Source organism: Aeromicrobium sp. UBA7512, assembly GCF_002476985.1.
Taxonomy (GTDB): domain Bacteria; phylum Actinomycetota; class Actinomycetes; order Propionibacteriales; family Nocardioidaceae; genus Aeromicrobium; species Aeromicrobium phoceense.
In genome coordinates this window covers 116,758-132,470 of record NZ_DLNK01000003.1, presented here as the reverse complement: position 1 = coordinate 132,470, position 15,713 = coordinate 116,758, and the positions used below count along the sequence as shown (strand labels likewise).

The 15,713-nt window shown below is 71.5% G+C and carries 15 protein-coding genes; 2 read left to right on the top strand and 13 right to left on the bottom strand.

All coding sequences use genetic code 11. The annotated features are described in order from the left end of the window. Positions 1 to 4 precede the first annotated feature (4 nt). A complete protein-coding gene (locus tag B2363_RS02505; RefSeq protein ID WP_181756792.1) occupies positions 5 to 406 on the bottom strand; it encodes a TraR/DksA family transcriptional regulator in 402 nt (133 codons plus the stop codon). Positions 407 to 497: 91 nt separating this feature from the next. Between B2363_RS02505 and ileS the strand changes: the two genes are divergently transcribed. After that, complete coding sequence (gene ileS / locus B2363_RS02500; protein WP_286929009.1) at positions 498 to 3,659, top strand: isoleucine--tRNA ligase; 3,162 nt, start codon at positions 498 to 500, stop codon at positions 3,657 to 3,659. Between the two features lie 144 nt (positions 3,660 to 3,803). On the opposite strand, the gene B2363_RS02495 is transcribed toward ileS, so the two are convergent. The 10 genes from B2363_RS02495 to ftsW form a co-directional block, all read right to left on the bottom strand. Continuing rightward, the gene (locus tag B2363_RS02495) at positions 3,804 to 4,526 is read right to left on the bottom strand and encodes a DivIVA domain-containing protein (RefSeq protein WP_286928206.1); all 723 of its coding nucleotides are present in this window, start codon (positions 4,524 to 4,526) and stop codon (positions 3,804 to 3,806) included. Between the two features lie 117 nt (positions 4,527 to 4,643). Then, positions 4,644 to 4,931, bottom strand: coding sequence for a YggT family protein (locus B2363_RS02490; protein ID WP_078700740.1), 288 nt, complete (start codon positions 4,929 to 4,931; stop codon positions 4,644 to 4,646). Positions 4,932 to 4,937: 6 nt separating this feature from the next. Then, positions 4,938 to 5,414, bottom strand: coding sequence for a cell division protein SepF (locus B2363_RS02485; RefSeq protein ID WP_181756789.1), 477 nt, complete (start codon positions 5,412 to 5,414; stop codon positions 4,938 to 4,940). Between the two features lie 36 nt (positions 5,415 to 5,450). Further along, the gene (locus tag B2363_RS02480; RefSeq protein ID WP_286928204.1) at positions 5,451 to 6,155 is read right to left on the bottom strand and encodes a YggS family pyridoxal phosphate-dependent enzyme; all 705 of its coding nucleotides are present in this window, start codon (positions 6,153 to 6,155) and stop codon (positions 5,451 to 5,453) included. Continuing rightward, complete coding sequence (locus tag B2363_RS02475) at positions 6,142 to 6,864, bottom strand: polyphenol oxidase family protein (protein WP_286928202.1); 723 nt, start codon at positions 6,862 to 6,864, stop codon at positions 6,142 to 6,144. Before B2363_RS02475 ends, B2363_RS02480 begins: the two co-directional genes overlap by 14 nt. A gap of 2 nt (positions 6,865 to 6,866) precedes the next feature. Further along, on the bottom strand, positions 6,867 to 8,015 hold the full coding sequence (gene ftsZ, locus B2363_RS02470) for a cell division protein FtsZ (protein ID WP_181756786.1): 1,149 nt from the start codon (positions 8,013 to 8,015) through the stop codon (positions 6,867 to 6,869). A gap of 162 nt (positions 8,016 to 8,177) precedes the next feature. Beyond that, complete coding sequence (locus B2363_RS02465; RefSeq protein ID WP_286928199.1) at positions 8,178 to 8,888, bottom strand: cell division protein FtsQ/DivIB; 711 nt, start codon at positions 8,886 to 8,888, stop codon at positions 8,178 to 8,180. After that, on the bottom strand, positions 8,881 to 10,281 hold the full coding sequence (murC, locus tag B2363_RS02460) for a UDP-N-acetylmuramate--L-alanine ligase (RefSeq protein ID WP_286928198.1): 1,401 nt from the start codon (positions 10,279 to 10,281) through the stop codon (positions 8,881 to 8,883). Before murC ends, B2363_RS02465 begins: the two co-directional genes overlap by 8 nt. Further along, positions 10,278 to 11,357 (bottom strand): undecaprenyldiphospho-muramoylpentapeptide beta-N-acetylglucosaminyltransferase, encoded by a 1,080-nt coding sequence (gene murG / locus B2363_RS02455; protein ID WP_286928197.1) that lies wholly within the window; start codon positions 11,355 to 11,357, stop codon positions 10,278 to 10,280. Before murG ends, murC begins: the two co-directional genes overlap by 4 nt. A 2-nt stretch (positions 11,358 to 11,359) precedes the next feature. Then, a complete protein-coding gene (gene ftsW, locus B2363_RS02450) occupies positions 11,360 to 12,580 on the bottom strand; it encodes a putative lipid II flippase FtsW (protein WP_181756782.1) in 1,221 nt (406 codons plus the stop codon). Between the two features lie 163 nt (positions 12,581 to 12,743). On the opposite strand from ftsW, the gene B2363_RS02445 reads away from it, so the two are divergent. Next, a complete protein-coding gene (locus B2363_RS02445) occupies positions 12,744 to 13,187 on the top strand; it encodes a hypothetical protein (protein WP_181756781.1) in 444 nt (147 codons plus the stop codon). A 10-nt stretch (positions 13,188 to 13,197) separates the two neighbouring features. Here the strand turns inward: B2363_RS02445 and murD are convergent, their stop codons facing one another. Together murD and mraY are read right to left on the bottom strand one after the other, a co-directional pair. Then, the gene (murD, locus tag B2363_RS02440; protein WP_286928194.1) at positions 13,198 to 14,652 is read right to left on the bottom strand and encodes a UDP-N-acetylmuramoyl-L-alanine--D-glutamate ligase; all 1,455 of its coding nucleotides are present in this window, start codon (positions 14,650 to 14,652) and stop codon (positions 13,198 to 13,200) included. After that, positions 14,642 to 15,709 carry a phospho-N-acetylmuramoyl-pentapeptide-transferase gene (mraY, locus tag B2363_RS02435; RefSeq protein ID WP_286928192.1) on the bottom strand — a complete coding sequence of 356 codons (1,068 nt, stop codon included), beginning with the start codon at positions 15,707 to 15,709 and terminating at the stop codon, positions 14,642 to 14,644. Before mraY ends, murD begins: the two co-directional genes overlap by 11 nt. Positions 15,710 to 15,713: the final 4 nt, after the last annotated feature.

The window sequence follows — 15,713 nt, the reverse complement described above, 5'->3', positions numbered from 1 at the left end:
GGAGTCAGCGACGCTCCTCGCGGCGCTTGCAGTCCATGCACAGCGTCGCGCGGGGGAACGCCATCAGGCGCAGCTTGCCGATGGGCTCGCCGCACTGCTCGCAGACGCCGTAGGTGCCGTCCTCGAGACGGGCCAGTGCCTTCTCGGTCTGGAGCAGCAGCTCCCGCTGGTTCGCGGCGAGCGAGAGCTCGGCGTCACGCTCGAGGCTGTTCGATCCGACATCGGCCTGGTCGTTGCCCGCACCGTCGACCCCTCCGGACAGCATGTCCTGCAGATCCTTCGCCGAATGGTCGAGTTCGGTCTTGAGCCTGGCGAGGTCCTCGGTGAGTTCCTCGCGCACGGCCTTGGCCTCGGCGGGGGTCCACGGCTCTTCGTCCGCGCGCACGGCCAATGTGGTCTTGGGCATGCCCGGGACAGTAGACCGACCACGGGGCCGGTGCAAGTCGGCCCACCGTAGGATTGGCCGAGTGAGTCAGGACGCCCCGAACGCCCCCGCAGTGCCGCCCACCTCCGCTCCCTCCGGGGCCGCCGGTGATGCGCTGCGCTACCGCCCCGTGCCCGCCCACGTCGACCTGCCGGCGTTGGAGCGAGAGATCCTCGACCTGTGGGCCGAGCAGGGCACCTTCGCGGCCAGCCTGAGCACCCGCGCCGACGCCGAGCGCTGGACCTTCTACGAGGGTCCGCCCACCGCCAACGGCGTGCCCGGCACCCACCACGTGGAGGCCCGCGTCTTCAAGGACGTCTTCCCGCGCTTCAAGACGATGCAGGGCTACCACGTCGAGCGCAAGGCCGGCTGGGACTGCCACGGCCTGCCGGTGGAGATCGCGGTCGAGAAGGAGCTGGGCTTCAACGGCAAGCCCGACATCGAGGCCTTCGGCATCGCCGAGTTCAACGCGAAGTGCCGCGAGTCCGTCCTGCGCAACGTCGACCAGTTCGAGGCCATGACCGAGCGGATGGCGTACTGGACCGACATGTCCGACCCCTACCGCACGATGGACGCCCCCTACGTCGAGAGCGTCTGGTGGGCGCTGTCGCAGATCCACGGCAAGGGCCTGCTCGTCGAGGACTACCGCGTCGCCCCCTACTGCCCCCGCTGCGGCACCACGCTGTCCGACCACGAGCTGGCGCAGGGCTACGAGACGGTCGTCGACCCGTCGGTCTACGTGCGCTTCCCGCTGACGTCGGGACCATGGGATGGCACCGACCTGCTGGTCTGGACCACCACGCCGTGGACGCTCGTGTCGAACACCGCGGTCGCCGTGCACCCCGACGTCACCTACGTCGTCGCGACGGACGGCACCGACCGGGTCGTCGTGGCGGAGCCGCTCGTCGGCGCCGCCCTCGGCGAGGGCTGGGAGGCCGTCGAGACCGTCACGGGCCGCGACATGGAGCGCTGGACCTACCGCCGCCCGTTCGACCTCGTCGAGATCCCCGACGCGCACTTCGTCGTGCTCGGCGACTACGTGACCACCGAGGACGGCACCGGACTGGTGCACCAGTCCCCCGCGTTCGGCGCCGACGACATGGCGGTCTGCAAGGCGTACGGCCTGCCCGTGGTCAACCCGATCGCGCCCGACGGTCACTTCGAGGCCGACGTCCCCCTCGTGGGCGGCGCGTTCTTCAAGGAGGCCGACCCGACCCTCGTCGCCGACCTCGACGCCCGCGGCCTGCTGTTCACGAAGCTCGACTACGAGCACAGCTACCCGCACTGCTGGCGCTGCCACACGCCGCTGATGTACTTCGCCCTTCCCGCCTGGTACATCCGCACCACCGCCCGCAAGGACGAGCTGCTCGCGCAGAACGAGCAGACCAACTGGTACCCCGGCACCATCAAGCACGGCCGCTACGGCGACTGGCTCGAGAACAACATCGACTGGTCGCTGTCGCGCAACCGGTTCTGGGGCACTCCCCTGCCGATCTGGCGCAACGACGCCGACCCGAGCAAGGTCGTGTGCGTCGAGTCGCTGGCCCACCTGTCGGAGCTGACCGGCACCGACCAGTCCGACCTCGACCCGCACCGGCCCTACATCGACGACGTGACCTTCACGATCGACGGCGAGCCCGGCACCTACCGCCGCGTCCCCGAGGTCATCGACGCCTGGTTCGACTCCGGCTCGATGCCGTTCGCGCAGTGGGGCTACCCCCATGCCGAGGGCTCGAAGGAGAAGTTCGAGCGCGCCTACCCCGCGCAGTACATCGCCGAGGCGATCGACCAGACGCGCGGCTGGTTCTACTCGCTGATGGCGGTCGGCACGCTCGTGTTCGACCGGTCCAGCTACGAGAACGTCGTCTGCCTGGGTCACATCCTGGCCGAGGACGGCCGCAAGATGAGCAAGCACCTGGGCAACATCCTGCTGCCCATGCCGCTCATGGACGAGCACGGCGCCGATGCCCTGCGCTGGTTCATGGCCTGCTCCGGCTCGCCGTGGTCGGCGCGCCGCATCGGCCACAACGCCCTCACCGACATCGTGCGCAAGGTCCTGCTGACCTACTGGAACACCGTGGCCTTCCACGTCCTGTACGCCCGCGCCGAGGGCTGGAGCCCGGCCGGTGCCGACGCGCCGCCGCCCACCGAGCGAGGCGTGCTCGACCGGTGGCTGCTCTCGCAGACCCAGGACCTCGTGCGCGAGGTGACCTCCGCACTGGAGGACTTCGACACCCAGCGCGCCGGCCTGATGATCTCGACCTTCGTCGACGACATGTCCAACTGGTACGTCCGCCGCTCGCGCAAGCGCTTCTGGCGTGGCGACGCCGCCGCGCTGGCCACCCTGCACGAGGTCCTCGACGTCCTCACCCGACTGATGGCCCCGCTCGTGCCGTTCGTCACCGAGCGGGTCTGGCAGGACCTCATCGTGCCGGTCGACCCCGACGCCGCCCCCTCCGTGCACCTCGCGGACTGGCCGGTGGCCGATGAGTCGCTGCGCGTCGAGGGTCTCGCCGAGCGGGTCTCGCTGGCCCGCCGTGTCACCGAGCTGGGACGCGCCGCGCGCGCCGAGGCGAAGGTCCGCACGCGCCAGCCGCTGCGCCGCGCCCTGGTTGGCTCGGCCCACTTCGAGCAGCTCGGCGACGACCTGCGCGCCCAGGTGTGCGAGGAGCTCAACATCGAGCAGCTCGGGTCGCTGGCCGACGCCGGCGCCGACCTCGTGGAGTTCTCCGCCAAGGCCAACTTCCGCCAGCTCGGCAAGCGCTACGGCAAGCAGACCCCGGTGGTCGCGCAGGCGATCGCCGCGGCCGACGCCGGCGAGCTCGCCGCCCGGCTCGAGAAGGGCGAGGCCACGGTCACCGGCGAGGACGGCCAGGCGTGGCAGGTCGAGGCCGACGACGTGATCGTCACCGAGCGTCCGCGCGAGGGCTGGTCGGTCGTCAACGAGCAGGGCGAGACCGTCGCGCTCGACCTGGCGATCGACGACGAGCTGCGTCGCGCCGGCCTGGCCCGTGAGGCCGTTCGCGTGATCCAGGAGGCCCGCAAGGCCGCCGGACTGGAGATCACCGACCGGATCACCCTGACGTGGACCGCCGACGGCGAGACGGCCGAGGCGCTGCGCGAGCACGGCGCGAGCATCGCCGAGGAGGTCCTCGCGGTCTCGTTCGAGCCCGGCGACGCCGCCGACGTGCGCGACGACGACCTCGGCCTCTCGGTCAGCCTCAGCCGCGCCTGACGCTCCGGCGTCGCGCGTGGTCTCGACACACCGCCTCGCTGCGAGTCGCGTGTCCAGATCAGCACCCGGACAGACGAACGACGGCGCCCGATCCCCTGAGGGATAGGGCGCCGTCGTTGACTCAGTACGCGCGGTGTCGCAGCGTCACTCCTTGCCGTCGAGCGCAGTCCCCTGCTGCGGCGCGACGGGCTGGCTGCCCTCCAGCTGGGCCAGCTGGTCCTGGAAGTAGGCCTTCAGGCGGGCGCGGTACTCGCGCTCGTAGGCACGCAGGTGGTCGATCTCGCCCTGGAGCTCCTGACGCTCGCGCTCGAGGTTGGAGATGACCTCCTTGCGACGCTGCTCGGTCTCGACGTCGAGCTGCTCGGCGCGCTTGCGCGACTCGTACTGCAGCGTGTCGGCGTTGCGACGGGCCTCGGCGGAGAGCTGCTCGGCCTCGACGCGGGCCTCACCGATGATCGTGTCGGCCTCCTCCTTCGCGGCGTCCATGAGCTGGTCGGCGTTGGCCGACGCGATCTCGAGCAGACGCGCGGCGGCCGTGGAGGCCTCGGAGGTCGAGGTGACGCGCAGCTCCTGCGGGGCGGCGGGGGCCACGGGGGCGGGGGCCGGCTCGGGCTCCTTGACCGGCTCGGGCTCCTTGACGGGCTCGGGCTTCGCGGCGACCGGGGCGGGCTGGGCCTTCGAGGCCTGCTCGAGCGCGGACTCGAGCTCGGCGACCTTGGCCTTGAGCTCGGAGTTCTCGCTGACGAGACGCTCGAATTCGACCTCGACCTCGTCGAGGAACTGCTCGACCTCGCCCATGTCGTAGCCGTCGCGCAAGCGCACGGCGGTGAACTGCTTGTCGCGAATGTCCTGGGGCGTGAGCGCCATCTGGTCACCTCTGCGTGTGAGTCGGGTCTGTCTTGGGAAAGATTCGGGGCCTCATCAACGGTACCGCTTCATCCTAGGCACCGGACAACGGGCTCGTGCTCAAGTCTCAACGATCACCTAAAAGATCACGACCACCAGGGACTGGGCGATGAACAACAGCAGCAACAGGACCATCGCCGAGACGTCGAGCATGATCCCGCCGAGACGGATGGACGGGATCACTCTGCGCAGCGCGCGCAGCGGCGGATCGGTGACCGTGAAGATGAACTCGCACAGCACCGCGATGAAGCCGCGCGGCTGCCACTGGCGGGCCAGCAGCTGCACCCAGTCCACGACGAACCGGGCGATCACGAAGATGATCGCCAGGTAGATCAGGTTGTAGAGGACGACGCCGATCGTCGACACGTCGCCTCAGCTCTGGTTGTAGAAGCCGCCGGCCGCGAGCTGCGCGCGGTCCTCGTCGGAGACCTGCACGCCCTCGGGCGACAGCAGGAACACCTTGGCGGTGATGCGGTTGATCGTGCCGTGGACCGCGAAGACCAGGCCGGCCGCGAAGTCGACGAGGCGCTTGGCGTCGTCGTCGCCGATGTCCGAGAGGTTCATGATGACCGGGACGCCCGAGCGGAACGACTCGCCGATCGTGCGGGCGTCGTTGTACGTCCGGGGCGTGACGGTCTCGATGCGCGCGAGGTCGGCCACGGACATGCCGGGCTGACGACGGTCGTCGAGGGCCGTGACGGAGCGCGGCGCGACCGGCTGGGGGGCGGCCTGGCGCACGGGTGCCGCAGTACGAGCCGGGGCCTCCGTCTCGTACTCGAGCGCGTCGTCGTACTCGGCCTGCTCGACGAGTCCGAGGTACTCGCCCATCCTCCGCATTGCGCCAGCCATGCTCACTCCCGATCTTCGGTCTTGACGTTGTTGAGACTACTGCAGTACAGGGCGCTGCCCGAGCACCGAACGACCCACGCGCACGTGTGTCGCGCCGTGCGCGATCGCGACCTCGAAGTCCTCGCTCATCCCCGCTGAGACCATGGTCGCCGACGGCATGGTGCGCCGCAGTTCGGCGCTGATCTCGCTCAGGTGGGCGAAGCTCGGGGCGGGGTCCTGGCCCAGCGGCGCGACGGTCATCACGCCGCCGAGCTCGAGGTGGGGGCACTCCCCCGCGATGACGTCGGCCAGGGCCGGCACGTCGGCAGGTGGCACTCCCGCACGCCCGGGGTCGGTCGTGTCGAAGTCCACCTGGACGAGGCAGCGCAGGGTGCGCCCGGCGGCCTGAGCGCCACGGTCGAGGGAGCGGGCCAGCTTGGCCCGGTCGACGCTGTGGACGACGTCGGCGTAGCGCGCGACGGCACCGGCCTTGTTGGTCTGGAGGCCGCCGACGAAGTGCCAGCGCAGGGCCACACCCGCGTCGACGGCGGCGAGCTGCTTCTCGGCCGCCTCCGGGTGACGGTTCTCGCCGACGTCGGTGACCCCGAGCTCGGCCAGCAGCGCGACGTCGGACGCCGGATGGGTCTTGGTGATGACGACGAGGGTCACCTCGTCGGCGGACCGGCCGGCTGCGTCGCAGGCACGGGCGATGCGCTCGCGGACGGCGAAGAGGTTCTGCGCGAGCTCGTCACGGCGTTCCATCGCCACTCCCCTCGCGGCGCAGCACCACGGCCGCGCCGAAGCGACCGGCCGCGTCGCCCTGCCGCCGGTGGGACCAGAACCGCTCGTCCTCGATCGTGCAGCCGCCGAGGTCGTGGACGACCACGTCGGCGCGCTGCAGCTGGGCGACGACGCCGGCGCCGATGTCGAGTGCCGGGGTGCCCAGACGGGTGATGGCGCGGGCGGCCGGCTCGACCGCCGTGACCTCGTCGGCCATGGCGACCGGCACCTCGTAACAGGAGCCGCACGCCCGGGGGCCCACCCACGCCTCGAGGCGCTGGGCGCCGCGGGACCACAGCGCCTCGACCGCCACGCCGGCGACACCGGAGGCCATGCCGACCCGGCCGGCGTGGACCACGGCGGCGAGGGGCCGGTCGGGATCGACGAGCACGACCGGCACGCAGTCGGCGACGCGGACGATCGCCACGACGCCGGGGCGGTCGAGCACGAGGGCGTCGGCCTCGGGCTGGGCCTCGGGGTCGGCGACGGCGACGGTCGCTCCGTGCACCTGGCGCATGAGCGCCGGGCGGCCACCGAGCGCCGCAGCCACCACGCCCGGACCCTCCGCGGGTGATCCGTCGGCCGGGCCCCGGCCCAGGTCGGTGCGCGCGTCGGTGAAACCGAACGACGCGACCCCCAGGTCGGACCGGAACCAGAACGGCGCGGAGTGGTCGGGAGCGTGGTCGGGCACGGTCAGCGCAGGAAGTCCGGGATGTCGAGACCGTCGCCGAACTCCTGGCCGGCGGGCTGGCCGACCGGGACGGGCTCGGTGACGACTCGCTGCTCGGAGCCCTCGGGGCGCTCGGCGGGCTTCTGCGTCGCGGGCGCCGACTCCTTGGCGGCGGCCTGCTGCTCACGGCTGCGCAGCGCCGGCTGGGCGGCGTCGCGCTGCTTGGGCTCGCCACCGTCGAAGCCGGCGGCGATCACGGTGATGCGCACCTCGTCGCCGAGCGAGTCGTCGATGACCGTGCCGAAGATGATCTTGGCGTCGTCGTGGACGGCCTCCTGCACCAGCTCGGCGGCCTCGTTGATCTCGAACAGGCCGAGGTCGGAGCCGCCGGCGATCGACAGCAGGACGCCGCGGGCGCCCTCGATCGAGGCCTCGAGCAGCGGGCTGGAGACGGCCAGCTCGGCGGCCGTGGCGGCGCGGTGCTCACCGCGCGCCGAGCCGATGCCCATGAGGGCCGAGCCGGCATCGCTCATGATCGACTTCACGTCGGCGAAGTCGACGTTGATCAGACCGGGCGTGGTGATGAGCTCGGAGATGCCCGAGACGCCCTGGTAGAGCACCTGGTCGGCCTGGCGGAACGCGTCCAGCAGGCTGATGCTCTGGTCGCTGATCGACAGGAGTCGGTCGTTCGGGATCACGATGAGGGTGTCGACCTCCTCGCGCAGACGCTGGACGCCGACGTCGGCCTGCGCCGCGCGGTTGCGTCCCTCGAACTTGAAGGGCCGTGTGACGACCCCGATGGTCAGCGCACCGAGCGACCGCGCGATGCGCGCCACGACCGGCGCGCCGCCGGTGCCCGTGCCGCCGCCCTCGCCCGCCGTGACGAAGACCATGTCGGCGCCCTTGAGGGCCGCCTCGATCTCCTCGGCGTGGTCCTCGGCCGCCTTCTTGCCGATCTCCGGATCGGCGCCGGCGCCGAGACCGCGCGTGGAGTCACGACCCACGTCGAGCTTCACGTCGGCATCGGTCATGAGCAATGCCTGGGCATCGGTGTTGATCGCGATGAACTCCACACCCTTGAGCCCGGCCTCGATCATGCGGTTGACGGCGTTGACACCACCGCCGCCGATGCCGACGACCTTGATCACCGCAAGGTAGTTCTGGACCGCCATGTCGTTCCCCTTCAAACCTTAAACTTCAAGTGGAGGCTTATAGTTATGTCAACCTCGTCGATGGTTTGACACTAGGTGGGCCGTCCGGACGATCGTCGATGACACGCCGTGTCGGGCGTGTGTTGTTGAACTCGATGCGGGTGGGGCGGCTGGGGACGCGCGTCACTCGAGCGTCGTCGGGCGCTCGGGAGCGCTGACGTCGTAGCTGCGCGCGTCGATCTGCAGCAGCGGGCGCAGCACCGACAGCTTGGCCTGCGCCTCCTCCGCGCTCCCCCACACCACGGTGCGGCCCTTCGACAGGGCCAGCTCGATCGAGTCGCGGGTCTCGGCCGTGATCGTGTCGGTGTCGCCGAGCAGGTCGCGGTCGCCCGCGGCGATGTCGGCCGCCACCCGTGCCGTGGCGGCCACCACACGGCGGTCCTCGACGTCGACGTCCAGCTCGGGCAGGTGCCGCGGACGCGAGTTCAGCGGGCGGTAGACCACCCCGGACGGGTCGACGGCCCAGGGCGTGCCCGAGCGGTCGACCCAGGCGACCGCGTCGCGCTCGGTCACGACGATGCGGATCGTGTGCGGCAGGTCGCGCTCGACCTTCACGGACTCGACGGGCTTGAGGGTCGCCACACGCTCGGCGATCGCCTCGGTGTCGACGCGCAGGACGGGCGTCCCCAGCGGAACCTCGGCGGTGCGCACGACCCGGTCGACCGGTACGTGCTCGGTGCCGCTCACGGTGACCTCGCGGGACTCGAAGAGGCTCGAGAACCAGATGGCCCACACGGCTGCCGCGACGACGAGCACGAGCAGGACCACGCCGGCGATGCGCCAGCGTGAGCGACGACGCTTCAGGCGGAGCTTCTCGGCGAAGCGGTCACTCATCGCGGGATTCCCGCAGCAGCTCGAGCAGCGCCGGCCCGACCGTGGTGACGTCCCCGGCGCCGAGGGTCAGCACGAGGTCGCCCGCCCGGACCAGCGGCAGCAGGAACCCCGGCACGTCCTGGACCGGTCCCCCGGCGAGGGCATGCGGACCGGCAGCGCCGACCACGAGCGCCGACGTCACGTCCGGGTCGGCGGCCTCGCGGGCGAGGTAGAGGTCGGCCACGACGACGAGGTCGGCCGCGGCCAGCTCCTGGCCCATCCGTGTGCCGAACAGCCGCGTGCGGCTGACCAGGTGGGGCTGGAACACGACGACGAGGCGGTCGTCGCCGGCCAGGGCCCGGGCCGCGGCGATGTCGGCGGCGATCTCGGTGGGGTGGTGGGCGTACGAGTCGACGACGCGCACCCCCGCGGCCTCGCCCTTCGGCTCCATCCGACGAGCGGCACCGGTGTAGCCGGCCAGGCCTTCGACCATGCCGGCGACGTCGTGACCGAGCTCGCGGCCGATCGCCAGCGCCAGCAGGGCGTCCGCGGCGTAGTGGCGTCCCGGGACGGCGAGCACGACCTCGGTGGGCGGCAGGTCGTCGGCCGTGACCGTGAAGCGCGTCGTGGAGCCCACGACCTCCACGTCCTGACCTCGCACGTCGGCGTCGTCGGCGAACCCCGCCGTGACGAGACGCGGGCTGTCGACGGTCTCGCGCAGCCGGCGGCAACCGGGATCGTCGGCGGAGAGCGCCACGACCTCCTCGACCGTGCCGGCGAACTCGGCGAACGCCTGCTCGTACGCCTCGACCGTGCCCCACGTGTCGAGGTGGTCGGCGTCGATGTTGGTGATCACGGCGGCGTGCGGGCGGTAGTGCAGGAAGGCGCCGTCGCTCTCGTCGGACTCGACGACGAACTCCGGACCCGCGCCGCGGCGGGCGTTGGTTCCCAGCCCCGCGACCTCAGCGCCGATCGCGAAGGACGGGTCGGCCCCGGCGCCGCGCAGCGCGAAGGTGAGCATCGCGGTGGTGGTGGTCTTGCCGTGGGTGCCGGCGATCGCGATCCGGCGGTCGCCCAGCATCGTGGACATGAGCCCGGCCGAGCGCGGCCACAGCCGCAGCCCGCGCCGCTGCGCCTCGACGATCTCGGGGTTGTCCTCGGGGACGGCCGTGGACGCGATGACGGTGTCGCGGTCGGCGAGGTACGCCGGGTCGTGGCCCACGTGGCACGTGATGCCGGCCGCCCGCAGGCGCTGGAGCACCGCGGAGTCCCTGCCGTCGCTGCCGCTCACGTCGACCCCGGCCTCGTGCAGGAGCAGGGCGATCGCCGAGAGGCCGGCGCCGCCGATCCCGATGAGGTGCACGCGACCGAGCTGGTCGGCGGGAAGGACCTCACTCGGCAGGTCGATCCTCACCGGCGCTCCTCCCCCGCGCGGTGCACCAGGTCGGCGAGGCGCTCGGCGGCGTCGCGCCGCACGATGCCCGAGGCGGACTGCGACATGCGCTCGAGGCGCTCGGGCGAGGTGACCAGCGACACGACGGCGCTGTCGACCCAGGCCGGGGTGAAGGCGCCGTCCTCGATGAGCAGCGCACCGCCCGCGCCCACGACCGGATGGGCGTTCAGGGCCTGCTCGCCGTTGCCGATGGGCAGCGGCACGAACACGGCGGGCAGACCGACGGCGGCGACCTCGGTGACGGTGTTGGCCCCGGAGCGGCACACGACGAGGTCGGCGGCCGCGTAGGCCAGGTCGATGCGGTCGATGTACTGCTCGACCACGTAGGGCGGGTCGCCCTCACGCCGGTCGAGGTCGACCTCCTCGGGCCGGCCGGCAGCGTGCAGCACCTGCACACCCGCCTCGGCGAGGTCGCGGGCCGCGGCCGACATCGTGGTGTTGATGCGGCGGGCGCCCTGGGAGCCGCCGGTGACCAGGATGGTCGGCCGGTCGGCGTCGAGGCCGAAGTGCGCGCGCGCCTCGGCGCGCGTGGCGTGACGGTCGAGGTCGGCGATCTGGCGCCGGATCGGCAGGCCGATGTAGGTGCCGTGGCGCAGCTCCGTGTCGGGGAAGCTGGTGGCGACGTGACGGGTCAGGCGCGCGCCCAGCTTGTTCGCGATGCCGGGCAGTGCATTGCCCTCGTGCACGACGAGGGGCAGCTTCCGGCGGCGCGCGGCGAGGTAGGCCGGCACCGAGACGTAGCCGCCGAAGCCCACGACGACGTCGGGACGGAACCGGTCGATCACCTCGAGGGTGGCCGAGACCGAGCGACGCAGGTTGGCCGGCAGCCTCACCAGGTCGGCGTTGGGGCGGCGCGGCAGCGGCACCGGCGGCACCAGCTCGAGCGCGTGACCCGCCTGCGGGATGAGCGTGACCTCGAGACCACGGGGCGTGCCGAGGCAGACGATGTCGTCCCCGGCGTCGGCCAGCACGGCGGCGGTCGCGAGCAGCGGAGACGTGTGACCGGCGGTACCACCGCCGGCGAGCAGGACGCGCACGGTCAGCGACCCACCGTGCGCTGCTTCTTGCGCGCCTTCGCGCGGCGCGAGGTGGACAGCGCCCGTGCGGCGCCCGGTTCGGTGGTGGCGCAGTTGGCCAGGAGGCCCAGCGCGGCGAGAGTGGCGATCATGCTGGAACCACCGTACGAGATGAGCGGGAGCGGGACGCCGATGACCGGCAGCATGCCCAGCACCATGCCGATGTTGATGATCGCCTGCGTGGTGAGCCAGATGGTGATGCCGGCGGCGAGGTAGCCGGCGAAGCGGTCACGGCTGCGGTGCGCGATCCGGAAGCCGGTGTACGCCAGCAGGCAGAACAGCACGAGGATCACGAGGCTGCCGGCGAGGCCGAGCTCCTCGCCGATCACGGCCAGGATGAAGTCGGTGTGGGCCTCGGGCAGGGCGCCCCACTTCTGGCGGCTGCTGCCCAGGCCGAGTCCCCAGAAGCCGCCGCGGGCGAAGCCCATCATGGCCTTGATCGCCTGGTAGCCGGACTGCTCGGGATCGGCCATCGGGTTGAGGAACGACATGAACCGGTCGACCCGGTGCTGGGCCGTGGCGACGAAGAACAGCAGCAGCACGACCAACCCGGCGCCGAAGCCGAGCATCGGCTTCAGCGGCAGCCCCGCCACCCAGAGCATGCCCGCGATGATCGCGAACAGGATCACGGCGGTGCCGAGGTCCTTCTGGAACACGACCAGGGCCGCCACGGCCCCGGCGATGGGGACGACCGGGGTGATGACGTAGCGCGGCGTGCCGAGGTGACGGTGCCGGCGGGTGTAGAGGTCGGCGATCCACAGCACGATCGCGAGCTTCGCGAACTCCGAGGGCTGCAGGTTGAAGCCGGCGAACAGCGGGATCCAGTTCCGGTTGCCGTTGATGTCCATGCCCAGCGGCGTGAAGGTCAGGCCGATGAGGAGCACGACAGCGAGGAGCGCCGGTCGCGCCAGCTGCCGCACCCGCTCCAGGGGGATGCGCATCGCGATGACCATGGCGACGAGGCCGACGACGGCGAAGATGGCCTGGCGACCGAAGATCTCGAAGGAGTTGCCGTACACCCGCAGGGCGAACACCGAGCTCGCGCTCAGCACCATGATCAGGCCGAGACCGAGCAGCAGGCCGGTGGTGCCCAGCACGAGCTGGTAGGAGGCGAGCGGACGCTCGAGCAGGGTCCGCACGGTGTCGAGCGTGCTCGACGACCGCCGAGATGCGGTGGTACTCATGGCGTTCCTTCGGGGAAGAGAAGAGAAACTGCTCACCAGTGTGGCCCGTGGGACGGCGTGCCTCCGGGACCTGGGGGCGCGTGTCGCCCGGGGACCCGATCCGGGCCCATCCGGTGGCGTGCGCACCCTGGCCGGTGACCCGGTGCGGGCGTACGGTGGATCGATGGGGCTCGATGGGAACTTCCCCGTGGCACGCATCAGCGATCCGGACGACCGCGTCCCGATCTACTTCGGGCGGCGGGTGATCGGCCACCTCGGCCCCGCGGACGGCTTCCACTCGTCGGCGACGAACGTCACGTGCCGCATCAGTCGCCGCAACGGTGCTTGGTACAAGCTGTGGAACCCCGGTGGCTGGGACCCGGCGGCGACCTCGGCCTACGTCTCGGCCGCGCGCACCTTCCTGCAGAACGTGGACGCCCCGAACCCGATGCACGACTGCGTGGGCAACAGCGACTCCCCCGGACCGCCCTGGTGGCGCGACGTCGTGGTCGCGACGTCGATCGCGGGCACCGTCCTCGCGGCGATCGCGGCACGACGGTTCCTGCGCGAGCGGCCCCCGCGTCCCCCGTTCCCGCCGCCCGCCGAGAGGCCCGGGGCGGGAGCCTGAGCAGCTGGCGTCAGCTGTGGCCGAGCCGGCGCACGGCCTCGGCGAACGCGTCGCCGCGGTGGGCGTAGTCGCGGAACTGGTCCATCGAGGCGGCGGCGGGCGCGAGCAGCACCGTGTCGCCCGGGTGCGCGAGCCGGCGCGAGGCGGCGACGACGGAGTCCATGAGGGCGTCGGCGTCGGCACCGTCGGCCAGCTCGACGGGGACGTCGGGCGCGTGCTCGGCGAGCGCGGCCGCAATCAGCTCGCGATCGGCGCCGATCAGGACAGCCCCGCGGATCCGGTCGCGGGCGTCGCGGACGAGGTCGCCGTAGGCAGCGCCCTTCGCCAGTCCTCCGGCGACCCACACGACCTGGTCGAACGCCTGCAGCGAGGCGCGCGCCGCGTGCGGGTTGGTGGCCTTGGAGTCGTCGACCCACCGCACGCCGTCGGCCTCGGCCACGGTGCTGATGCGGTGAGGGCCCAGCCGGAAGGCGCGCAGCCCGTTGCGGACCGCGACGGCGGGCACGCCGTGGGCCCGCGCCAGTGCCGCGGCGGCCAGGGCGTTCTGCACGTTGTGGGGCGACGCGTCGTCGAGGTCGGAGAGGGACGCCAGCTCGGCCGCGCTGGTGGCGCGCTCCTCGACGAACGCGCGGTCGACGAGCAGGTCGTCGACGATCCCGACCATGCCGCGATCGGGGATGCCGAGCGTGAAGCCGATGGCGCGGGCGCCCTCGACGACGTCGGCCTCCTCGACCAGGTGCATCGTGGCCTCGTCGGCGACGTTGTAGACGCACGCGCGCTGGACCTGCTCGTAGACCTTGCCCTTCGCGGCGGCGTAGGCCTGCACCCCGCCGTGCCAGTCGTAGTGGTCGGGCGCGAGGTTCAGCACGGCGGCCGCCTCGGCCGACATCGACTGCGTCCAGTGCAGCTGGAAGCTGGAGAGCTCGACCGCGAGCACGTCGCGGCCCTCCGGATCCATGACGGCCTCGAGGATCGGGGTGCCGACGTTGCCCACGGCCTGCGCGCGCAGATCGGCCGCCTGCAGGATCGCCTCGAGCATCTGGACGGTGGTGGTCTTGCCGTTCGTTCCCGTGATCGCCAGCCACGGTGCCGGGTCGCTGCCGCGCAGGCGCCAGGCCAGCTCGACCTCGCCCCAGACGGGGATGCCGCGACCTGCGGCCTCGGTCAGCAACGGCGCGCTGGGGCGCCAGCCAGGCGAGGTGACCACGAGGTCGACGTCGCCCGGCAGGGAGGCCGTCGTGCCGGGACCGAGCCGCACGTCGGCACCGAGGACCTCGAGCAGGTGGGCCTGCTCGCGACGGTGGTCATCGCCCTCGGACTCGTCGAGCACGACGACGCTGGCGCCGAGGTGGTTCAGGGTGTCAGCCGCGGCGAACCCGCTGACGCCGAAGCCCGCGACGACCGCGCGGACGCCCTCCCACGAGGAGTCGCGGTGCAGCGACGTGACGTCACGCTCAGAAGGCACCGACGACCCACTCCCAGTAGAAGAGGCCAATGCCGGAGATCACGCAGATGCCGCTGATGATCCAGAACCGGACGACGATCGTGATCTCGGCCCAGCCCTTCAGCTCGAAGTGGTGCTGCAACGGCGCCATCCGAAAGATCCGCTTGCCGCCGCTGATCTTGAAGTAGCCCACCTGCAGGATCACCGAGAAGGTGATGATGACGAACAGTCCGCCCAGCACGATCAGCAGCAGCTCGGTGCGGGTCATCAGCGCGAAGCCGGCCATCAGACCACCGAGCGACAGCGAGCCGGTGTCGCCCATGAAGATCTTGGCGGGCGAGGCATTCCACCACAGGAAGCCGAAGCACGCGCCGGTGACGGCGGAGGCGACCACCGCGAGGTCGAGCGGATCTCGAACCTCGTAGCACTTGGGGCCGGGGTCGAGCAGGAAGCAGCTCTGGTTGGACTGCCACACGTTGATCAGGACGAACGCGCCGAAGACCATGACGGCGGCGCCCGTGGCGAGGCCGTCGAGCCCGTCGGTGAGGTTCACGCCGTTGCTGGCGCCGGCGATCATCAGCAGGACCCACACGATCAGCAGGACGGTCGGCAGCTCCCACGACAGGTCGCGCGTGAAGGAGATCGCGTGGGTGATCGGGGTCTGGCCGTTGTCGTTCTCCCAGCCGATCGCGAGCACCGCGAAGACCAGTCCGACCAGGATCTGGCCGACCATCTTGGCCTTGCTGCGCAGGCCCAGGCTGCGCTGCTTGGCGACCTTGATCCAGTCGTCGAGGAAGCCGATGACGCCGAGGCCGACGAACAGGAACAGCAGCAGGACGGCGGAGGCGCTCGGCTCGTAGCCGGTCCACAGCTTCGCGATCGCGTAGCCGAGCACGGTGGAGATGATGATGACCAGGCCGCCCATCGTGGGCGTCCCGCGCTTCACGTGGTGCGACGTGGGACCGTCGTCACGGATGAGCTGTCCGTAGCCCTTCTTCACGAGGACGGCGATCGCGAAACGGGTGCCGACGAGAGTGCCGACGAGCCCCACGACTCCCGCGATCAATACGGCCAGCATCGCT